At 72.3% G+C, this 18,978-nt stretch carries 17 protein-coding genes; 2 read left to right on the top strand and 15 right to left on the bottom strand.

The features are described from left to right. Positions 1 to 45: 45 nt before the first annotated feature. Positions 46 to 333, bottom strand: coding sequence for a hypothetical protein (locus tag AB0D93_RS31860; RefSeq protein ID WP_362126840.1), 288 nt, complete (start codon positions 331 to 333; stop codon positions 46 to 48). Positions 334 to 463: 130 nt separating this feature from the next. On the opposite strand from AB0D93_RS31860, the gene AB0D93_RS31855 reads away from it, so the two are divergent. After that, the gene (locus AB0D93_RS31855) at positions 464 to 1,885 is read left to right on the top strand and encodes a lipase maturation factor family protein (protein ID WP_362126837.1); all 1,422 of its coding nucleotides are present in this window, start codon (positions 464 to 466) and stop codon (positions 1,883 to 1,885) included. Positions 1,886 to 1,940: 55 nt separating this feature from the next. On the opposite strand, the gene AB0D93_RS31850 is transcribed toward AB0D93_RS31855, so the two are convergent. The 9 genes from AB0D93_RS31850 to AB0D93_RS31810 all read right to left on the bottom strand — a co-directional run bounded on the left by AB0D93_RS31850 (position 1,941) and on the right by AB0D93_RS31810 (position 10,274). Further along, the gene (locus tag AB0D93_RS31850; protein ID WP_362126834.1) at positions 1,941 to 2,318 is read right to left on the bottom strand and encodes an SH3 domain-containing protein; all 378 of its coding nucleotides are present in this window, start codon (positions 2,316 to 2,318) and stop codon (positions 1,941 to 1,943) included. A gap of 140 nt (positions 2,319 to 2,458) precedes the next feature. Next, complete coding sequence (locus AB0D93_RS31845) at positions 2,459 to 3,298, bottom strand: amidohydrolase family protein (RefSeq protein WP_362126831.1); 840 nt, start codon at positions 3,296 to 3,298, stop codon at positions 2,459 to 2,461. After that, positions 3,295 to 3,609 carry an L-rhamnose mutarotase gene (locus tag AB0D93_RS31840; RefSeq protein WP_362126828.1) on the bottom strand — a complete coding sequence of 105 codons (315 nt, stop codon included), beginning with the start codon at positions 3,607 to 3,609 and terminating at the stop codon, positions 3,295 to 3,297. Before AB0D93_RS31840 ends, AB0D93_RS31845 begins: the two co-directional genes overlap by 4 nt. After that, the gene (locus AB0D93_RS31835) at positions 3,606 to 4,577 is read right to left on the bottom strand and encodes an aldo/keto reductase (RefSeq protein WP_362126825.1); all 972 of its coding nucleotides are present in this window, start codon (positions 4,575 to 4,577) and stop codon (positions 3,606 to 3,608) included. Before AB0D93_RS31835 ends, AB0D93_RS31840 begins: the two co-directional genes overlap by 4 nt. After that, a complete protein-coding gene (locus AB0D93_RS31830; protein ID WP_362126822.1) occupies positions 4,574 to 5,329 on the bottom strand; it encodes an SDR family oxidoreductase in 756 nt (251 codons plus the stop codon). Before AB0D93_RS31830 ends, AB0D93_RS31835 begins: the two co-directional genes overlap by 4 nt. Beyond that, the gene (locus AB0D93_RS31825) at positions 5,326 to 6,666 is read right to left on the bottom strand and encodes an L-fuconate dehydratase (protein ID WP_362126819.1); all 1,341 of its coding nucleotides are present in this window, start codon (positions 6,664 to 6,666) and stop codon (positions 5,326 to 5,328) included. The genes AB0D93_RS31830 and AB0D93_RS31825 overlap by 4 nt, the downstream gene beginning before the upstream one ends. Before the next feature lie 35 nt (positions 6,667 to 6,701). After that, the gene (locus AB0D93_RS31820; protein WP_362126815.1) at positions 6,702 to 7,730 is read right to left on the bottom strand and encodes an ABC transporter permease; all 1,029 of its coding nucleotides are present in this window, start codon (positions 7,728 to 7,730) and stop codon (positions 6,702 to 6,704) included. Then, positions 7,723 to 9,213 (bottom strand): sugar ABC transporter ATP-binding protein, encoded by a 1,491-nt coding sequence (locus tag AB0D93_RS31815; protein WP_362126812.1) that lies wholly within the window; start codon positions 9,211 to 9,213, stop codon positions 7,723 to 7,725. Before AB0D93_RS31815 ends, AB0D93_RS31820 begins: the two co-directional genes overlap by 8 nt. Next, complete coding sequence (locus tag AB0D93_RS31810; RefSeq protein ID WP_362126809.1) at positions 9,210 to 10,274, bottom strand: sugar ABC transporter substrate-binding protein; 1,065 nt, start codon at positions 10,272 to 10,274, stop codon at positions 9,210 to 9,212. Before AB0D93_RS31810 ends, AB0D93_RS31815 begins: the two co-directional genes overlap by 4 nt. Before the next feature lie 162 nt (positions 10,275 to 10,436). Here AB0D93_RS31810 and AB0D93_RS31805 point away from each other — a divergent pair, with 162 nt between their 5' ends. Then, positions 10,437 to 11,141 carry a FadR/GntR family transcriptional regulator gene (locus tag AB0D93_RS31805; RefSeq protein ID WP_362126806.1) on the top strand — a complete coding sequence of 235 codons (705 nt, stop codon included), beginning with the start codon at positions 10,437 to 10,439 and terminating at the stop codon, positions 11,139 to 11,141. A 13-nt stretch (positions 11,142 to 11,154) separates the two neighbouring features. On the opposite strand, the gene AB0D93_RS31800 is transcribed toward AB0D93_RS31805, so the two are convergent. The 5 genes from AB0D93_RS31800 to AB0D93_RS31780 form a co-directional block, all read right to left on the bottom strand. Next, positions 11,155 to 11,622 carry a DUF4231 domain-containing protein gene (locus AB0D93_RS31800; protein WP_362126803.1) on the bottom strand — a complete coding sequence of 156 codons (468 nt, stop codon included), beginning with the start codon at positions 11,620 to 11,622 and terminating at the stop codon, positions 11,155 to 11,157. A gap of 87 nt (positions 11,623 to 11,709) precedes the next feature. Continuing rightward, entirely contained in the window at positions 11,710 to 14,730 is a 3,021-nt protein-coding gene (locus AB0D93_RS31795) for a glycoside hydrolase family 38 C-terminal domain-containing protein (protein WP_362126800.1), read from the bottom strand. A gap of 36 nt (positions 14,731 to 14,766) precedes the next feature. Then, a complete protein-coding gene (locus AB0D93_RS31790) occupies positions 14,767 to 16,800 on the bottom strand; it encodes an endo-beta-N-acetylglucosaminidase (protein ID WP_362126797.1) in 2,034 nt (677 codons plus the stop codon). Next, positions 16,797 to 18,053, bottom strand: a complete 1,257-nt coding sequence (locus tag AB0D93_RS31785) for a glycosyl hydrolase (protein WP_362126794.1) — start codon at positions 18,051 to 18,053, stop codon at positions 16,797 to 16,799. The genes AB0D93_RS31790 and AB0D93_RS31785 overlap by 4 nt, the downstream gene beginning before the upstream one ends. A gap of 26 nt (positions 18,054 to 18,079) precedes the next feature. Beyond that, on the bottom strand, positions 18,080 to 18,976 hold the full coding sequence (locus AB0D93_RS31780; protein WP_362126858.1) for a carbohydrate ABC transporter permease: 897 nt from the start codon (positions 18,974 to 18,976) through the stop codon (positions 18,080 to 18,082). Between the last annotated feature and the right edge of the window lie 2 nt (positions 18,977 to 18,978).

Raw genomic sequence — 18,978 nt, 5'->3', positions numbered from 1 at the left:
ACCAGCATGATCGCTAGACTGCCCTGGCATGGACACGAAATGAACTCAGGTGAAGGCGGAGGTGTACTGCAGCGGCCCGGTGGCGTAGAGGTCCGCCGTGCCGGTGCCGGGCGGTGCGCCGGGGCCGGTACTCGCACCCGCGGGCGCCGTGGCCGTGGCGGTCGCGGTGACCGTGGAACCGGTGAACGGTTCGGGGCCCTGGGCCGCGGCGGGCAGGAGATAGACCTCCTCGGTCATCTCGGCCTCCTTGGCGCCGGGGCGCGCGCAGCCGACGACGAGGAGCGCCACCGAGAGGGCGCAGGCCATGGCGATGGATCCGGTGGGTATCCGCACCGTACACTCCGCATCACTGTGGGTGACTTCTCCCCATTGTGTGCATTGCGCCCGTTCGACTGGCAACTCGGGAGGCGGCGACGATGACGAGGCCACCGGCGCTTCGGCCGCGACGAAGGGCGCGCACGCCGTGAACTGGTTCACCGCTCCCGACTACTGGCTCACCCGGCTGGTCTTCCAGCGGGCTCTGGCCACCGTGTACCTGGTGGCGTTCCTGACGGCGGCGCTGCAGTTCCGGGCGCTGCTGGGTGAGCGCGGCATGCTGCCGATCCCCCGCTACCTGGAGTGGACGCCCTTCAAGCGGGCGCCGAGCCTGTTCCATCTGCACTACTCCGACCGCTTCTTCGCGGGCTGCGCCTGGGCCGGGTGCGCGGTGTCGGCGGCGCTGCTCGCCGGCGCGGACTCCCTGCTGCCGCTGTGGGCCGGGATCCTGCTGTGGCTGGTGCCGTGGGCGCTGTATCTGTCGATCGTCAACGTGGGCCAGACGTGGTACGCGTTCGGCTGGGAGTCGCTGCTGCTGGAGACGGGCTTCCTGGCCGCGTTCCTCGGCAACGACGAGGTGGCACCGCCGATCGTCGTCCTGTTCCTGCTGCGTTGGATCCTGTTCCGCGTCGAGTTCGGCGCCGGGCTGATCAAGATGCGCGGCGACGCGTGCTGGCGGAAGCTGACCTGTCTCGACTACCACCACGAGACGCAGCCCATGCCCGGGCCGCTGAGCTGGTTCTTCCACCATCTGCCGGCGCCGCTGCACCGGGTGGAGGTGGCCGCCAACCACGTGACCCAACTGGTCGTTCCGGTCCTGCTGTTCACCCCGCAGCCGATCGCCTCGGCCGCCGCCGCCCTGATGATCGTCACCCAGCTGTGGCTGGTGCTGTCCGGCAACTTCTCCTGGCTGAACTGGATCACCATCGTGCTGGCCCTGGCCGCGCTGCGGATTCCCGGCTCCGCGCCCTCCGTGCCGGCGGCGCCGCTGTGGTACGAGGTCGTGGTGCTCGCTCTCGCCGCGCTGCTGCTCTTCCTGAGCCACCGCCCGGTGCTGAACATGATCTCCCGCCGCCAGGTCATGAACCGCTCCTTCGACCCGCTGCACTTGGTGAACACCTACGGCGCGTTCGGCAGCGTCAGCAGGGTCCGGTACGAGGTGGTGGTCGAGGGCACGCTGGACGACGTACCGCGCGAGGACTCCGAGTGGCGGGAGTACGAGTTCCGGGGCAAGCCCGGGGACACCCGGCACTGGCCGCGCCAGTTCGCCCCCTACCATCTGCGCCTGGACTGGCTGATGTGGTTCGCGGCGCTGTCCCCGGGCTATGCCGGCGACTGGTTCGGCGGCCTGGTGGAACGCCTGCTGGAGAACGACCGCGACACGCTGCGCCTGCTGCACCGCTCCCCCTTCCCGCCGGACACCCCGCCCCGCTACGTGCGGGCCCGCCTGTTCCGTTACCGCTACACCACCTGGCGGGAGCTGCGGGAGTCCGGCGCGTGCTGGGACCGCACCTATGTGCGCGAGTACCTGCCGCCCACGCGGCTGGCGGGGGTCGCTCAGCGGTCGTAGCCCGCGGCTGCAGCCGGTGGCCCGGCGGCGGTGGGCGCCCGCCGGGCCGGTGCCGTCAGCAGTGGTCGACGTAGCTCTGCACGTGCCCCGTCGTCAGGTAGTAGTCGCTGACGTAGTGGCCGCCGCCCGCCGAGTACAGGCGGTCCCAGATCTTGTAACCGTTGACGGAGCTGCCGGTGGTCCAGCAGTCCACCTCGACCTTGGCCCCGTTGGCGAGCGTGAACGCGACCGGGGCCGAGGTGCTCGGCCTGGTGCGCACCTTCAGACCGTTCGGCGCCTTCTGCACATAGGCGCACCAGGCCCGCGGATCGCTGCCGAAGGAGCCGCAGCGGAACGCGTCGGCGCTGGCCGCGGGTGCGAAGGCCACCGCTGAGGCGAGGACACCGGCGGCGCCGGCCGTCACGACGGCGGCTTTCCAGCGTGCGAAACCCATGACTTCCCCCTGTGTTGTCGGTGCCGTCCGCGGGTCGGTGCGGACGGCTCGGCCGTGGACAGGGACGACGGTACGCACCGGCCTGGCGGGGACACATCAAACCAGGGTTCGGCTCCGGGTAAACCTGCGCGGTAGTCCGTTCACAGGCCGTAGACCCGGGTCGCGGTCCCCGCGAAGACCTGCTCGCGCTCGCCGGCGGTCAGCCCCGCGGTGAGCACGCCGGCGGTCTCGACGACCCGGGCGTAGGGCGCGGCCAGGGTGCACACCGGCCAGTCGGAGCCGAACATCACCCGGTCCGGGCCGAAGGCGTCCAGGGCCGTGTCCGTGTACGGCCGCAGGTCGGCGGTCGTCCAGGAGGCCGGGTCGGCCTCGGTGACCAGGCCGGAGAGTTTGGCGACCGTGTTGGGACGGGCGGCCAGTGCGCGCAGGGCGGTGGCCCAGGGTTCGCGTTCCCCCGAGGCGATCGGCGGTTTGCCCAGGTGGTCCAGCACGAAGGTCAGCCGGGGCAGCGACGCGGCGGCCTCGGCGCAGGCCGGGAGCTGGTGGGGCAGGACGACGAGGTCGTGGACGAGGCCCGCGTCGGCGACGGCGGCCAGCCCGCGCAGGACGTCGGGCCGCAGCAGCCACTTCGGGTCCGGTTCGCCCTGAACCTGGTGCCGGATGCCTTTCAGGAAGGACCCGCCGGGGAGCGCGCGCAGCCGGCGGAGTTCGTCGGCGATGTCCGGACGGGTGAGGTCGGTCCAGCCCACGACCCCCGCGACGAGCTCGTGTCCGGCCGCGAGCGCGAGGAGCTCGGGAGTCTCCTGCGCGACGGTGACCGTCTGGACGAGGACCGTACGGTCCACTCCGGCCGCGCGGGCCTCGGGCGCCAGGTCGGCGAGGGTGAAGTTCCGCCGCAGCGGCCGCAGTCCGGGGCCCCGGATCCAGTCCTGGTCGCGGACGGACAGGTCCCAGACGTGGTGGTGGGCGTCGACGGTCACGGCAGCTCCCAGACGACGGGCAGCCCGGCTCCGGCGCCGGCCGGTGAGTAGTCATGCACGACGTCGAGCAGCTCGGCCATGCGGGCCTGCCAGGCCACGTTGACCGGCAGCCCCTCCAGCGCGGCGAGCAGGCGGGCGTAGTCCGCGCACTCCAGCAGGTGGAACAGGTCCGTCCCGCTGCGCCAGATGGTCCAGGAGGTGGCACCGGCCGCGCGGATGGCGTCGGTGAGTTCCTCGGGAACCTCGCGGTGGGCCTCCTCGTACGCGGTGATCCGGTCGGCGTGGACCTTGGTGTGCAGGGCGACTCTCATGACGGGCCCTCCTCCGGGGGCAGCAGGCCGGCCTCGCGCAGCTCCTGCCAGAACCCCGGCGGGACCGGGGAGGCGAACTGGTCGGCGCAGTCGTGGACTTCGAAGGCGGAGCGGGGTCCGGGCAGGACACAGGCGACGGCCGGGTGGGCGGCGGCGAAGGCGAGTGCGGCGGCGCGCAGCGTGATGCCGTGTCGCTCCGCGACCGCCTTCATCCGCAGGGCGCGGACCAGCAACTGGTGTGGTGCGCGGCTGTAGTTGTACGTCGACTCCGGGCGCGGGTCCGCCAGCAGGCCCGAGTTGAAGACACCGCCGAGGACGACCGACACTCCGCGCTCGGCGGCCGCGGGGAGCAGCTCGGCCGCGGCGCTGTGGTCGAGCAGGGTGTAGCGGCCCGCGCACAGGACGACGTCCACGTCGGTGTCGCGGACGAACCGGGTGAGCATCGCGGTCTGGTTCATGCCCGCGCCGATCGCGCCGACGACGCCTTCGGCGCGCAGCTTCTCCAGGGCCGGGTAGCCCTCACGGAAGGCCTGTTCGGCGTGGTCGTCGGGGTCGTGCAGATACACGACGTCGACGCGGTCCAGACCGAGGCGGGCGAGGCTCGCCTCCAGGGTACGGCGGACGCCGTCGGCGCTGAAGTCCCACACACGGCGGTGGGTGGCGGGTACGGCGAAACCGTTCGCCAGGTCGTCGCCCGTGCCCTCGGCGGGGTCGAGGCGGCGGCCGACCTTGGTGGAGACGGCGTAGTGGGCGCGGTCGTACTGCCGCAGGGCCGCGCCGAGCCGGCGTTCGGACAGGCCGAGGCCGTAGTGCGGGGCCGTGTCGAAGTACCGGATGCCCCGCTGCCAGGCGGCCCGGACCGCGTCCTGGGCCTGCTCGTCGTCCAGCGGGGTGTAGAGGTTGCCGAGCGTCGCGGCGCCGAAGCCGAGCGGGGTGACCTCGACACCGCTGCGGCCGAGCCCGGTCACCGGCCCGCCGGCCGCAGCCTGAGGCCCTGCATGCCGCCGTCGACGGCGAGGGCGGTGCCGGTGGTGGCGCCGGACAGGGGGCTGGCCAAGTAGGCCATGGCGCCCGCGACTTCGGCGGCGGATACCAGCCGTCCGGTGGGCTGGCGGGCCTCCAGGGCGGCGCGTTCGGCGGCCGGTTCGGGGGCCGCGTCCAGCAGCCGGCCGATCCACGGGGTGTCCACCGTACCGGGGTTGACGCAGTTGACCCGGATGCCCTCGCGGACGTGGTCGGCGGCCATGGCGAGGGTCAGGGAGTACACGGCGCCCTTGGTGGCGCTGTACAGGGCGCGTTGGGGCAGTCCGGCGGTGGCTGCGATGGAGCAGGTGTTGACGATCGCCGCACGGTCCGAGCGGCGCAGGTGCGGCAGAGCGGCGCGGGTGACGCGGACGATGCCGAGGACGTTGACGTCGAGGACGCGGAGCCACTCGGTGTCGTCGTTGTCCTCGACCGTGCCCTGGGCCCCGATCCCGGCGTTGTTGACCAGGACGTCCAGGCCGCCGAGGTCCTCGGCCGCCCGCTCGACGGCCGCGCGCACCGACGCGTCGTCGGTGACGTCGGCGCGGTGGGCGAGGAGCGGCTCGTCGACGCCCGACGGGTCCCGGTCGAGGACGGCGACCCGGGCTCCGCGGGCGGCGAGGAGGTCGGCGGTGGCCCGGCCGATGCCGGACGCGCCACCGGTGACCAGGGCCCTGAGGCCCTCGAAGTCGCTCATGCGGCCTGTCCCTTCTGGGTGTCGGGGTCGGCGGCCCAGTAGGTGCCGCCGGGGAAGGTGTACCGCGCGAGGGACTCCGGGCGCAGGGCGGCGGAGAAGCCGGGCGCGGTGGGTGCCGTGTAGTGGCCGTCGCGGATGACGACGGGGGTGACGAAGTGTTCGTGGAGGTGGTCGACGTACTCGATGACCCGGTCCTCGGTGGTGCCCGAGACGGCCAGGTAGTCGAACATCGACAGGTGCTGGACGAGTTCGCACAGACCGACCCCGCCCGCGTGCGGGCAGACCGGGACGCCGAACTTGGCGGCGAGCAGCAGGACGGCGAGGTTCTCGTTGACGCCGGCGACCCGCGCCGCGTCGATCTGGACGATGTCGAGGGCGCCCGCCTGGAGCAGCTGCTTGAACATGACCCGGTTGTGCACGTGTTCCCCGGTGGCGACCTTCACCGGGGCCACGGCGCGGCGGATCGCCGCGTGCCCGAGGACGTCGTCGGGGCTGGTGGGTTCCTCGATCCAGTAGGGGTCGAACTCCGTGAGCGCCTTGGTCCAGCGGATCGCCTCGTCCACGTTCCAGCGCTGGTTGGCGTCGACGGCGAGCCGGATGTCCGGTCCGACGACCGCGCGGGCGACCCGGCAGCGCCGGACGTCGTCGTCGAGGTCGGCGCCGACCTTCAGCTTGATCTGCGTGAAGCCGTCGGCGACGGCCTGCGCGGCGAGCCGGCCGAGCTTGTCGTCGTCGTAGCCGAGCCAGCCCGGGGAGGTGGTGTAGGCGGGGTAGCCGCGCTCCAGCAGCCGGGCCCGGCGCTCCGCGGCACCCTGTCTGCCGCGCCTCAGCAGGTCGAGGGCCTCCTCGGGGGTGAGCGCGTCCGTGAGGTAGCGGAAGTCGATCTGCCCGGCCAGCCACTCGGGTTCGGCGTCGGCGAGCAGCTGCCACAGCGGCTTGCCGGCCCGCCGCGCGGCGAGGTCCCAGACGGCGTTGACGACGGCCCCGACGGCCATGTGCATCACGCCCTTCTCGGGGCCGAGCCAGCGCAGCTGGCTGTCGCCGATCAGGTCCCGGAAGAGCGAGCCCGGGTCGGCGCACAGCTGGGCCACGTCCCGGCCGAGCACATGGTCCCGCAGTGCGTCGATCGCGGCGACCTGGACGTCGTTGCCCCGCCCGATGGTGAACACGAATCCGTGTCCCTCGTGCCCGTCGGCGGCGTCGGTGCGCAGCACGACGTAGGCCGCCGAGTAGTCGGGGTCCGGGTTCATCGCGTCGGAGCCGTCGAGCTCGCGCGAGGTGGGGAAACGGATGTCGTGGGTGTCGACCGCGGTGACGCGGGCGGGGGCCTGGGACACTGAAGACCTTTCCGTCGGCGGGTGGTTGAGGAGGGTCAGTCCTGGGCGCGGCCCGTCGTGACGCGCGCGATCACGAGGGCGACGAGGATGATCCCGCCGTAGATGGCCTGGATCCAGAAGGACGGGACCTGGGCGAGGGTGAGCAGGTTCTGTACGACGCCCAGGAGGAGGACGCCGGTCAGCGCGCCGAACATGGTGCCCCTGCCGCCGTCGAGGCTGATGCCGCCGATCACCGCGGCCGCGAACACGGTGAAGATCATGTTCTGGCCCTGGTTGGCGCTGATCGCGCCGACGTACCCGGTCTGCAGCAGGCCGCCGACGGAGGCGAGCACGCCCGCGACGACGTACACGCCGAGCATGATCCGGTCCACCCGGACGCCGGCCGCGCGGGCGGCGTCCGCGTTGCCGCCGATCGCGTAGAGGGCGCGGCCGGTGCGGTGGTACTTCAGGACGAACCCGGTGACCGCGAAGGCGACAGCGGCGAGCCACACCGACATGGGTACGTTGAGGAAGGTGGTGGTGGCCAGGGAGTAGAAGCTGTCGGGCATGCCGAACAAGGTCTTGCCCTTGGTGGCGCCGACCAGCAGGCCGCGCAGCACGATCAGCATGGCGAGCGTGACGATGAAGGCGTTGAGCCGGAACTTCACGACCAGGACGCCGTTGAAGGCGCCGATGGCCGCGCCGACCACGGGAATCGCCGACAGGGCGAGCGCGGTCGGGAAGCCGGTGCCCCAGCCGGACTGGCTCGCGGGCAGCACCAGCAGGGCGCCGACGGCCGGCGCGATACCGACCACCGACTCCAGGGACAGGTCGAACTTGCCGGTGATCAGCACGAGGGACTCGGCGAGGACCACCATCGCGAGCGCGGCGGAGGCGCCGAGGATCGAGATCAGGTTCCGCTCGGTGAGGAACGAGTCGTTGACCACCGCGCCGAGCGCCATGAGCAGCAACAGGGCGGGAACCAGGGCGAGTTCGCGAGCCCGGCGCAACAGGACGGTCCTCGCCGAGCGGGCGTCCGGGGGCTTCGGGGACACGAGCGGCGGGGCGGCCCGGGTGTCAGCCATGGTCAACTCCTTCGATGGAGGCGATCAGCTCGTGGTCGCGCCAGCCGGCCGGGTGCTCGGCGACGACACGGCCGTGGAAGAGGACGAGGACGCGGTCGCAGCGGCGCAGGTCGTCGAGTTCGTCGGAGACGACGAGCACGGCGGTGCCGTCGTCCCGGGCGCTGTCCATGCGGGCGAGCAGCGACTCCTTGGACTTCACGTCGACGCCGGCGGTGGGGTTGATCAGGACCAGCAGGCGGGGGTCGGAGGCGAGGGCGCGCGCCATGACCACTTTCTGCGCGTTGCCGCCGGAGAGGTCGGACACGGGCTGGTCGGGGCCCTCGGCGTGGATGTCGAGGCGCGCGATCAGCTCGGCGGCGAAGCGGCGCCTCGCGTCGGTGGCGACGAAACCGGCCCGCCCGAGCCGGTCCAGCACGCTCAGCGTGGCGTTGTCGCCGATGCTCATCGCGGACACCAGCCCCTGCTCGTGCCGGTCGCGCGGCACACAGCCGACCCCGGCCCGCAGCGCGGCCCGTACGTCCCCGAACGGCAGGCCCGTGCCGTCCAGTCGGGCGGTGCCGCCGGTCGGTGTGTGCAGTCCGGCGAAGGACTCGGCCAGTTCGGTCTTGCCGCTGCCGCTGGAACCGGCCAACCCGACGACCTCGCCGCGGCGGACGGTGAGGTCGACGTCCGCGTAGGCCGGTGAGGTGAGTCCGCGCGCCTCCAGCAGGACGGGGGCGGCCTCGTCGACCTCCCTCGGCCGGACGGCCAGTTCGGCGACGGACTCCCCCGCCATGGCCTCCACCAGCTCCGCCTTCGGCAGGTCGGCGACGGGTGCGGTGGTGATCCAGCGGGCGTCGCGCAGCACGGTGACCGTCTGGCAGACCTCGTACACCTCCTGGAGGTGGTGGGAGATGAACAGGAAGGTGACGCCGGAGTCCTGCAGCGAGCGCATGCGGGTGAAGAGCCGCTCGATCTCGCGGTTGTCGAGCTGGGCGGTGGGTTCGTCCAGCACGATGAACCGGGCGCCGAAGCTCAACGCCCTGGCGATCTCCACCATCTGGCGGTCCTCGACCCTGAGGTCGGCGGTGCGCGCCTCGGGGTCGACGCGCACGTCCCAGGTGTCGAGGAGGCCGGCGGCCTCGCGGCGCAGCCGGCGCCAGCTGATGACGCCGCGGCCGGTGGGCTGCCGGTTGAGGAACAGGTTCTCGGCGACGGTCAGCTCCGGCACGACCGTGGGCTTCTGGTAGACGCAGGCCACCTTGCGGCGCCAGGCGTCCCGGTCGGCGAGCGGGGGCGCGGGCTCGCCGTCGAAGCGGACGGTGCCCGCGTCCGGGGCCTGAAGACCGGTGAGGACGTTGACGAGGGTGGACTTGCCGGCGCCGTTGCGGCCGACCAGGGCGTGGGACTCGCCGGGCAGCACGGTGAGCCGGCCGTCGGCGAGGGCGAGGGTGGGGCCGTAGCGTTTGACGACGCCCTCGGCTTCAACAAGCGGCGTACTCATCCGACCGTGTTGCCCCACAGCTTGGGGTCGTCGACGTTGGCCTTGGTGACCAGCGGCGCGGGCAGCTGGTCCTCCAGGATGCCGCTGGGCAGCTTCACGATCGTGGAGCCGTGGTCCGTCGGGCCGGGCTCGAACGTCTTCCCGGCCATCGCCGCCTTGATGTAGTACAGGCCGTACTTGGCGTAGGCGTCGGCGGGCTGGGAGACCGTGGCGTCGATCTGGCCCTTGCGGATGGCGTCGAACTCCTGCGGGATGCCGTCGTTCGACACGATCGCGATGTGGCCCTTCCGCCCGGCCGGTTTCAGCATGTTCTTGGACTTCAGGGTCTGCAGGGTCGGGGCGAGGTAGACACCGCCGGCCTGCAGGTAGATGCCCTTGATGTCAGGGTTGGCGTTGAGCAGGGTGTCCAGCTTGGCGGCGGCGGTGTCGGACTCCCACTTGGCGGGGATCTCCAGCACCTTCAGCTTCGGGTACTTCTTCTTCACGCAGGACCGGAAGGCCGCGGAGCGGTCACGGCCGTTGACCGAGGCGAGGTCACCCATGACCTGTACGACCTTGCCGCTGCTCACATGCTGTCCGAGGTAGTCGCAGGCCTTCTCGCCGTAGGCCACGTTGTCGGCGCGCACCACCATGGCGACCTTGCCCTTGTCGGGCGCGACGTCCACGGCGACGACGGGGACGCCCTTGCGCGCGGCCTGGTCGAGTCCGGCCTGGATGGCGGCGCTGTCCAGCGGGGCGACCACCAGTCCCTTGACGCCCTGGGTGAGTTCGTTGTCGATGTCGGTGATCTGCTGCGAGGGGTCGCTGTTGGAGTTGACCGTCTTCAGCACCTGGACGCCCTCGGACTTGGCCATCTTGGGTACGTAGTCGTTGTACGACTGCCAGAACGGCGAGGTCAGCAGCGGCAGGATCACCCCGACCTTGCCGGTGCCACCGCCGCCCGCGCTCGCGGTGTCCTTGGTGCTGCCGCAGGCGGCGAGCATGAGTGAGGCGCCGGCGGCCAGAGCCGCCGCGCCGATGATCCGGGACCTGCTGCGCTTCCTGACAGTGCTGGCGGGCATCTCGCGGCTCCTCGTCGAGGGTGTTCGAGCAGACGCCGCATACTTATCAGACCAATAGGCCGCGTTAACACCCTCGTGCAGGGAAAATTCGAGGAGATGAGCCCTAGTGGTCGGACCACTCGGCTGGCTAGACTGCGGCGCACCGGGGGAGGGAGGAACGGCGTGGACGAGGAAGCAGTGCCGCAGAAGGGCACGGTGACCCAGCGGGCCATCGACGAGATCAAGGCGATGATCGCCGGGGGCCGGCTGGAGCCGGGCCAGCGGCTGCCCACCGAGCGGGATCTCGCGGCCCGGCTCGGCATCTCCCGCAGTTCGATGCGGGAGGCGATCCGCGCCCTGACCGTGATGGGCGTCCTGGAGGCCCGGCACGGCTCCGGTATCTACGTCACCGCGCTGGAGGCCGGCGACCTGCTGGAGACCTTCGGGGTGGTCGCGGACCTGTCCCGGGGCCCGCGCCTGGTGGAGCTGCTGGAGGTGCGCCGGATCCTGGAGTCGACGGCGACGGCGCTGGCCGCCGCGCGCATCACCGAGGACCAACTGGCGGCGGTGGGGAAGCACTTGGCGGCGATGAACGCCACCGACGACCCCGAGGAGATCCTCGCCCACGACCTCGCGTTCCACCGCGAGATCGCGGCCGCGGCGGGCAACGAGACCATGGCCGCCATCCTGGAGGGCCTGTCCTCGCGCACCTTCCGCGCCCGCGTCTGGCGCGGCTACCAGGAGGAGGGCGCCTTCGCCCGCACCCGCCACGAACACGCGGCGATCCACCGTGCCCTCACCGCCCGCGACCCGGAGGCGGCACGGGCGGCGGCAGCGGCCCACGTGGGCGAGGTGGAGGAGTGGCTCAGGACGCAGCTGGGGTCCTGACCAGCCCCCTCGGTCAGGCTCCCACCGAGGGCAGTGGCGGTTCCGGGCGTCCGCTCTGTGCCTCGGACCAGGCGCGCAGCTCGTTCGCGCCGACCTCCTCGATCACCGTCTGCAGCGCCTGCCGGGCCGCTGCGTCACGTTCGGCTTCCGGCAGGAGCACGTAGCGGTCCAGTGCCCGGCGCAGCGACTCCCGCGCCTGCGCGGCCAGCACCCAGCGCGAGCCGGCGCCGTACAGCTGGCGCATACCGGTGAAGAAGACGGCGCCGCCCGCGATCAGCGCGGTCAGCCAGGCGGGAGCATGCAAACCGGCGGCCACGACCGTCACCGACGTGGTGAGGAGGGCGCCGAGTTCGGTCCCGTGGTGCAGCCGCCTGGCGCGGTCGGAGGCCCTCGCGTAGAACGTCAGATCCCTTCGGGCCAGGGCCAGCAGGGGATCCGGCTCCGCGGCCCAGGAGCTGTCGGGGACCCTTGTTCGTCTCATCGGCACATCATGGTGGCCGTGCCCGCGCCGGGGAAAGCCCCGACGGTGGGCGGGAGCGGCCGCGCCGGCGTCCTCGCCCACCGTGGGTCACGCCCTGCGCAGCCTGAGCGTCACCAGTTCGAACGGCCGCAGACGTACGGTGATCCGGTCGCCGTCGCGCTCCGGCGGCTCGGTGTCGCCGGCCGGCCGTTCCAGCAGGTCGGTCGCGGTCACGTCCGCGACCGCGAAACCGGCCGTGAGGGTGGCCCGGGCCCGGCCGCCGTGGGCCTCGTGGAAGCGGACCACCACGTCACCGCTGCCGTCGTCGGCCAGTTTCACCGCCGTGATCACGACCGCGTCGTTGTCCGCCGAGACCAGCGGCGCGACGTCGTGGGCGCCGGTCAGCCGCCGTTCCGGAAGGTTGATCCGCCAGCCCTCGCGGACCGCGTCGGCGATCGAGGCACCCGGAACCAGGGCGTGCCGGAAGCGGTGGACACCCTGGTCGGTCTCGGGGTCGGGGAAGCGCGGCGCACGCAGCAGGGAGACGCGAACCGTGGTCGTCGTGCCGCGGTCCCCGTCGGTGCGCACCGTACGGGTCACGTCGTGGCCGTAGGTCGAGTCGTTGACGACCGCCGCACCCCAGCCGGGCTCCTCCAGGTGGACGAAGCGGTGGTTGCACGCCTCGAACTTGGCGGCCTCCCAGGAGGTGTTGGTGTGGGTGGGCCTGAAGACATGCCCGAACTGGGTCTCGGACGCGTACCGTTCGGCGTGCAGGTCGAGCGGGAAGGCCAGCTTCAGGAACTTCTCCGTCTCGTGCCAGTCGACCTCGGTGTCGATCACCAGCCGCCGCTCCCCTGCCGCCAGGGACAGCACCTGGGTGACCCGCGAGTCCCCGAAGGAGCGGGTGACCAGGACCGACCGGTCGTCCGGGCCGGCCTGGACCGCATCGGCGGCCGTGAGATCGGTGACCGTGTTCCGGTAGAACTCGTCCACGTCCCAGGCGTCCCACATGTTCGGGAAGTCCTGGTGCAGTTGGAGGAGACCCGCCGCCCTGCCCGGGGCGATGCTCTCGCGGCCGGCCTCGATGTCGAGGGCGGAGACGATCAGTCCCCGGGCGTCGATCTCGACCCGGAGCACTCCATTGTCCAGGACGTATCCGCCGCCGGCCCGGGAAGCGAGGCTCGTTCGCCCGGAGGGCGGGCAGGCTCCGGCGCCACCGGCGGGGATCCCGGCACGGCCGTGCGGGGCGGCGTTGAAGACGAGTTCCCGGTCCCCCGCTCCGGCCAGGGCCCGCTGAGCCGCGCCGATGATCCCGTCCAGTTCCCCGGCGATCCGCTCGTACGTCGCCCGTGCCTCGCGGTGTACCCAGGCGATCGACGAGCCGGGCAGGATGTCGTGGAACTGGTGCAGCAGGACCGTCTTCCAGATCCGGTCCAGCTCCTCGTGGGGATAGGGGAATCCGGTGCGTACGGCGGCGGTGGCCGCCCAGAGCTCGGCCTCCCGCAGCAGGTGTTCGCTGCGCCGGTTGCCCTGCTTGGTCTTCGCCTGGCTGGTGAGGGTGGCGCGGTGCAGTTCGAGGTACAGCTCGCCGACCCAGACAGGCGGCTCCGGGTACTCGGCCTGGGCCTGCTCGAAGAAGGCGCGGGGTGTCTCCCAGACGACGGTCGCGGAGCCTTCGAGGTCGCGCAGCCGGGCCGCCTTGGCGACCATCTCCCGGGTGGTGCCGCCGCCTCCGTCGCCCCAGCCGGTGGGCGCGAGGGAGTGCCGGGCCCGGCCCTTGTCCCTGAAGTTGCGGGCGGCGTGGGCGAGTTCGCTGCCCTTCATGGAGCAGTTGTAGGTGTCGACGGGCGGGAAGTGGGTGAAGATCCGGGTGCCGTCGATGCCCTCCCACTGGAAGGTGTGGTGCGGGAACCTGTTGGTCTGCGACCAGGAGATCTTCTGCGTCAGCAGCCACTTGGAGCCGGCGGCCCTGATGATCTGCGGGAGCCCGGCGGCGAAGCCGAAGGTGTCGGGCAGCCAGGCCTCCTCGTTCTCGACGCCGAACTCGTCGAGGAAGAAGCGCTTGCCGTGCACGAACTGCCGGGCCATCGCCTCCGAGCCCGGCATGTTGGTGTCCGACTCCACCCACATTCCGCCGGCCGGCACGAACCGGCCCTGCGCGACGACCTTCTTCACCCGTGCCCACACCTCGGGCCGGTGCTCCTTCACCCACGCCCACTGCTGCGCCTGGGACATGGCGAAGACGAACTCGGGCTCGTCCTCGAGCAGCGCGGTCATGTTGGAGGTCGTACGGGCCACCTTGCGGACCGTCTCGCGCAGCGGCCACAGCCACGCGGAGTCGATGTGCGCGTGCCCGACGGCGCTGATCCGGTGCGCGGAGGGCACGGCGGGGGCGGACAGCACACCGGTGAGCCGCTCCCGGGCCCGGTCCGCCGTGCCGTTCACGTCCTGGAGGTCGACGGCGTCCAGGGCCCGCTCGACCGCGCGCAGGATGTCGTGCCGGCGCGCGGAGTCCACGGGCAGCTCGGCCATCAGCTCGCCGAGCACCTCCAGGTCCAGCACCAGCTGCCACACCGACTCGTCGAACACGGCGAGGTCCATGCGGGTGAGGGTGTACTGCGGCTCGTGGCCCGCGGTTTCCCTGTCGCCCAGCCGGGTGGGCCGGAAGGGGTGGTAGTCCAGGACGACCGGGTTGGAGGCGGCCTCGATGTGCAGGACGACCTCCTCGCCGCCCGCCGCCGGGGCGCCGACGCGCACCCACTGGTTGCGGGGGTTGAGGCCCTTCACCGGGGTGCCGTCGGGACGGTAGACCAGACCCTCGCACTGGAAGCCGGGCATGTTCTCGTCGAAGCCCAGGTCGAGCAGGGCCTCGACGGTCTTCCCGGCCCAGGCCCGGGGCACGGTTCCGGACACCCGGAACCAGCTCGTGCCCCAGGGCGCACCCCACCGGGCGCCGACCTCGATGGGCTCGGGCTCGGCGGCCAGCCCCTCCGCGACCGGTACGGGTTCTCCGGGCGCGTGCCACACCGCGACCCGCAGGGGCACGGACTCGGGGTACACGGCGGGGCGGATGCGTTCGTCGAGGACGCGCCTGAGGCGGGCTTCCACCAGAGTGCGGTCGTCATGCATGCGGGGTGCTCCCTGCGGTTCACGGGTTCCGGGCGGTTACCAGGTGTGGGTGACGGTCACGGGCGTCGAGGCGTTGTAGAGCTCCCCCACGGCGCGCAGTTCGAATCGTGCGGCGGTCTCGCCCTGCTCGGGCTGAAGTCCGGTGAGGAACCAGGCGCGCTGGCAGGTGCCGCCGAGGAAGCGGCGGGTGCCGTCGGGCAGGAGGCGGTGCAACTCGTAGTGGCGCACGGGGCCGGGGGCGGCGTCCCAGGCGAGGCGGAGGTCGCCGCCGTTCGCCGCGGTGACGCGGGCGCCCGAGGGGGCCGCCGGGGCGGTGACGGCTTCCCGGACGGCGAGGCCGCCGAGGCGCCAGCGCACCGGGCCGGCGGTGGCGGTGAGCCGGACACCGAGGGCGTGGACGGTGCCGTTCAGCCCGGTCCCGGCGAGCGGAAGCGTCACGGTCCGCCAGCCGTTGACCGACTTCACGCAGGCATGCCTGTTGACCGGGTTCACGGCCAGATACGTGTACGGCGGAGTCTCCCCCGCCCCGCTCGGCTCCGCCGTCGCCACGGCGAGTTCGACGTTCACGGTGCCCTCGTCGGTCCGGGAGGTCAGCTCGACGGCCGTGTTCACACCGATCGGCAGCCGGGTGGCGTACAGATCCACCACGACCGGTCGATCCGGTGCACCGGCGACCAGCACGCTGCTCCCGCCCCGCCAGGCGTCGGCGAAGTCGAAGGAGACCGCCGGCCGCTCCCCCGCCGTGCGCACCGCCCACCGCCGCGACGGCAGCCGGTCCTGCAGGCCGAGGTGGTTCCAGGCCGTGTCCGAGGTGACGGCCCCGTCCTCGTACCAGCGCAGGCCGTGCCCGGTGTTGAACACGGTCGCGAACGGCACCGAGGTCACCGTCGACCGGTCCGCGACCGACACCGCGGGCGCCCGCCACGGGTCACCGGCGTCCGGCCGGGACGGATCGAGCGACCGCCCGGACCAGAACCGGTCGTCGGCGGCGTGGAAGTCCTCCGGAGCGCGCTGGTCGGCGGGCAGGTGGTCGCGGGTCCACTCGGGCCGGTAGAAGCCGATCGAGGTGACGTGCCCCTTGCTCGCCGGCACGATCGCGTCCCAGTCCACCGGCGTACCGGACCCGTTCGACTCCACGTCGACGCCCGCCCACAACTCGTAGCGGCTGCGGCCCAGTTGACCGGCCCTGGTGCCCGAGGCGGCGAGCGTGCCCGCGGTCCAGCGGAAGTCCACGAACATGGTGTCGGCCGCCTGGAAGAACGCCTGGTTCTGGCTGTTCAGCGCCCCCTGCCAGCCGACCGTGCCGTTGACTGTCATCGCGTCGTACCAGGTCACCCGCTGTCCCTGGGCCGCCGCGAGTGTCCTCAGCTCCGTGACGAAACCGAGCATGGCCTGGCCGAGCGCGGTGTTGCCGCCACCGGTCTCGGCGTTCACGAACCAGCCGTCGAAGCCGTGGGCCGACGCGACCGCGACGAGCTGCGCGGCGAGCGGATGATGCCCCGAGGGGTCCTGCTGCACGAGGTCGCGGGTCCACTGCAACTGCCCGCCGTAGGCCACCGGGGGCAGGAAGATGTTGCCCAGCACCGGAACGCCGTGCCGGTGCGCCGCGTCCACGATCGGCGCGTTGGGCGCGAGGATCAGGCCCTCCCCGGCCGAGCCGCCCCAGAAGACGAGTTCGTCCAGGTAGGCCCAGTGGGTGAGGGCGTAGTAGTCGGCGGAGGCCGAGCCCTGCGAAGGGTTGCCCGACGTCGGCCCGAAGGAGACCAGGGCCTGGATGCGGGCCTGACCGGAGCGGGCCGTGGTGTTCGCCGGGGCCGGGGTGAAGCGGGCGGCGAGCGGCACGGACGCGGCGTTGAAGGCGAGATCGGAGTCGTCCGCCGCCCGCCAGCTCTTCAGGCTGCGCCAGGTGATGCCGGCGCCCGGGCTGCCGGAGGGAAGCGAGTCCGGGTACCAGTAGGAGGCGTACGGCGGTGTGGCGGCTGTCCTGGGACGGGCGGCCGCGGCGGCGGGCGGGGAGGGAGCGAGGGCGGCCGCGGCGGCGGCCAGGACCGTGCGTCTGGTGGGGTTCACGAGCGGGTGCCTCCGTGTGGGGTGGGGAGTACCTGATCGGGAGTGACGACCTCGGTGATACCGCGCGCGACGAGATGGTCCTCGTCGTCCGCGCGGGTGTCGAGGACGGTGGTGGGGCGGGCGCCGTCGGCGGTGAGCCGGAAGAAGGCGTCGAAGACGGCTCCGCCGGGGGCGCAGCGGGAGCGGTGGGCCGGGTCGTCGGGCACGACGAGCGCCGTGGCGCGCACGGCGGGCGCGGGCCCCGGCCGGCGCGCGGTCTCGGCGAGCGCGCGGGCGATGTCCTTCGGCCGTCCGTCGTTGTGGAACAGTCCGAGCCCGTACTCGAGTTCGGGGAAGTCGGCGAGGTCGCGCGAGACGTCGTGGGAGCACCACCAGGTGACGCCCCACAGGTCGGGACAGTCGAGGACATGGGTGACGGTCGCCTCGGCGAACGCGGCGGCGTGCTCGGCGGGCACGAGTGGTGCCGGCGCGCCGACCTCCTGCAGCCACACCGGCCGGTGCGGTTCGTCCGCCCAGGCCTTGCTCAGCTCGACCAGATAGGCGGCGTGGTGCTCGGCCTGCACCGAGGTACGGCCGTGCATCTGGGCGGTGCCGTTGAACACCCAGGAGTGCACGGCGGTGACGGCGCCGAGGCGGGCGGAGTGGCCGGGGGTGAAGGGCTGGTCGTCCTGGTACCAGGCGGCGTCGTAGGAGGCGTGCAGGTGGAGCCGGTCCGGGGCGCCTTCGGTGCAGGCGGCCAGCATCCGCGACAGCCACCGCTCGGCCTCCCCGGAGGTGATCCGGTCGGGGTCGGGGTGGGGGCCGGCGGCGAACTGGTTGACCTCGTTGCCGACGGTCATGCCGAGGAAGTTCGGCCGGTCGGCGAGGGCGGCGGCGAGGGTGCGCAGATAGGCGGCCTGGCCCTCGATCACGTCCGGGTCGGTGAAGAGGTTGCGCCGGTGCCAGGTACGGGTCCAGGCGGGCAGGAAGTCGAAGCTGCTCAGGTGCCCTTGCAGGCCGTCGACGTTGACGTCCAGTCCGCGCTCGGCGGCCGCGTCGGCGAGGGCCACGAGCTGCTCGACGGCGCGCGGGCGGATCAGCGTCCGGTTGGGCTGGAAGCAGGGCCACAGCGGGAAGACGCGGACGTGGTCCAGGCCGAGTGCGGCGATGGCGTCGAGGTCGGCGCGCACGGAGTCGAGGTCGAAGTCGAGCCAGTGGTGGAACCATCCCTCGCTCGGGGTGTAGTTGACGCCGAAGCGCACGGCAGGAGGCATGAAGTGTCCTTGTGGCGTACGGGTGTTCAGCCCTTAACGGCGCCCTCGCCGACCCCGCGGAAGAAGTACCGCTGGAGGCAGGCGAACAGGGCGATGAGCGGGGCCACGGCGATCACGGTGCCGGCGGCGACGAGGCGTTCGTCGTTGGCGAAGGTGCCGTGCAGGTAGTTGAGGCCGATGGTCAGGGTGAACCTGGACGGGTCGCTGAGCACGATCAGCGGCCACAGGAAGTCGTCCCAGGCGCCCATGAAGGCGAAGATCGCCACGACGGCCAGCGTCCCCTTCACCGAGGGCAGGGCGACGCGCAGGAACCGCTGCCAGACGTCGGCGCCGTCGACGTAGGCCGCCTCCTCGATCTCGTAGGGGAGGTTGCGGAAGGCGTTGCGCATCAGCAGCACGTTCATCGCGGCGACCGCGCCGGGCAGGACCACCCCGATGAGCGTGTTGTTCAGGCCGAGTTCGCGCATGGTGGTGAACTGGGCGATGACGATGCCCTCGACGGGTACGAGCATGGCCAGCACGAACACCAGCGTGGTCACGCGCCGGCCGCGGAAGCGCAGCCGGGCCAGGGCGTAGCCGGCGAGCGCCGAGCCGACGCAGTTGGTGACGACGTTGGCGGTGGCGACCTTCAGGGAGTTCAGCGCGTAGTCCCAGACGGGGATGGTGTCGGCGACCCGCGTGTAGTTGTGCAGGGTGGGGTGGGCGGGCAGGAACGAGGGCGGCGAGCCGTAGATGTCCTCGGTGGGGCCCTTGAGGGAGGTGGACAGCTGCCACAGGAAGGGGCCCACGGTCAGCGCGAGGACGCCGAGGAGCAGCAGATAGCGCCAGGCCAGCTCGCCGAGGCGGACGCGGCGGCCGTGTTCGTCGGTGACGCCCGGCTCCTTGGGCACGGTGACCGGCTCGGTCCGCCGTACCTTCTCCAGGA

The sequence above is a fragment of the Streptomyces sp. NPDC048191 genome, assembly GCF_040652655.1.
Classification (GTDB): Bacteria; Actinomycetota; Actinomycetes; order Streptomycetales; family Streptomycetaceae; genus Streptomyces.
The sequence above is the reverse complement of the archived record's forward strand: the minus strand, read 5'-3'. Positions and strand labels throughout refer to the sequence as shown.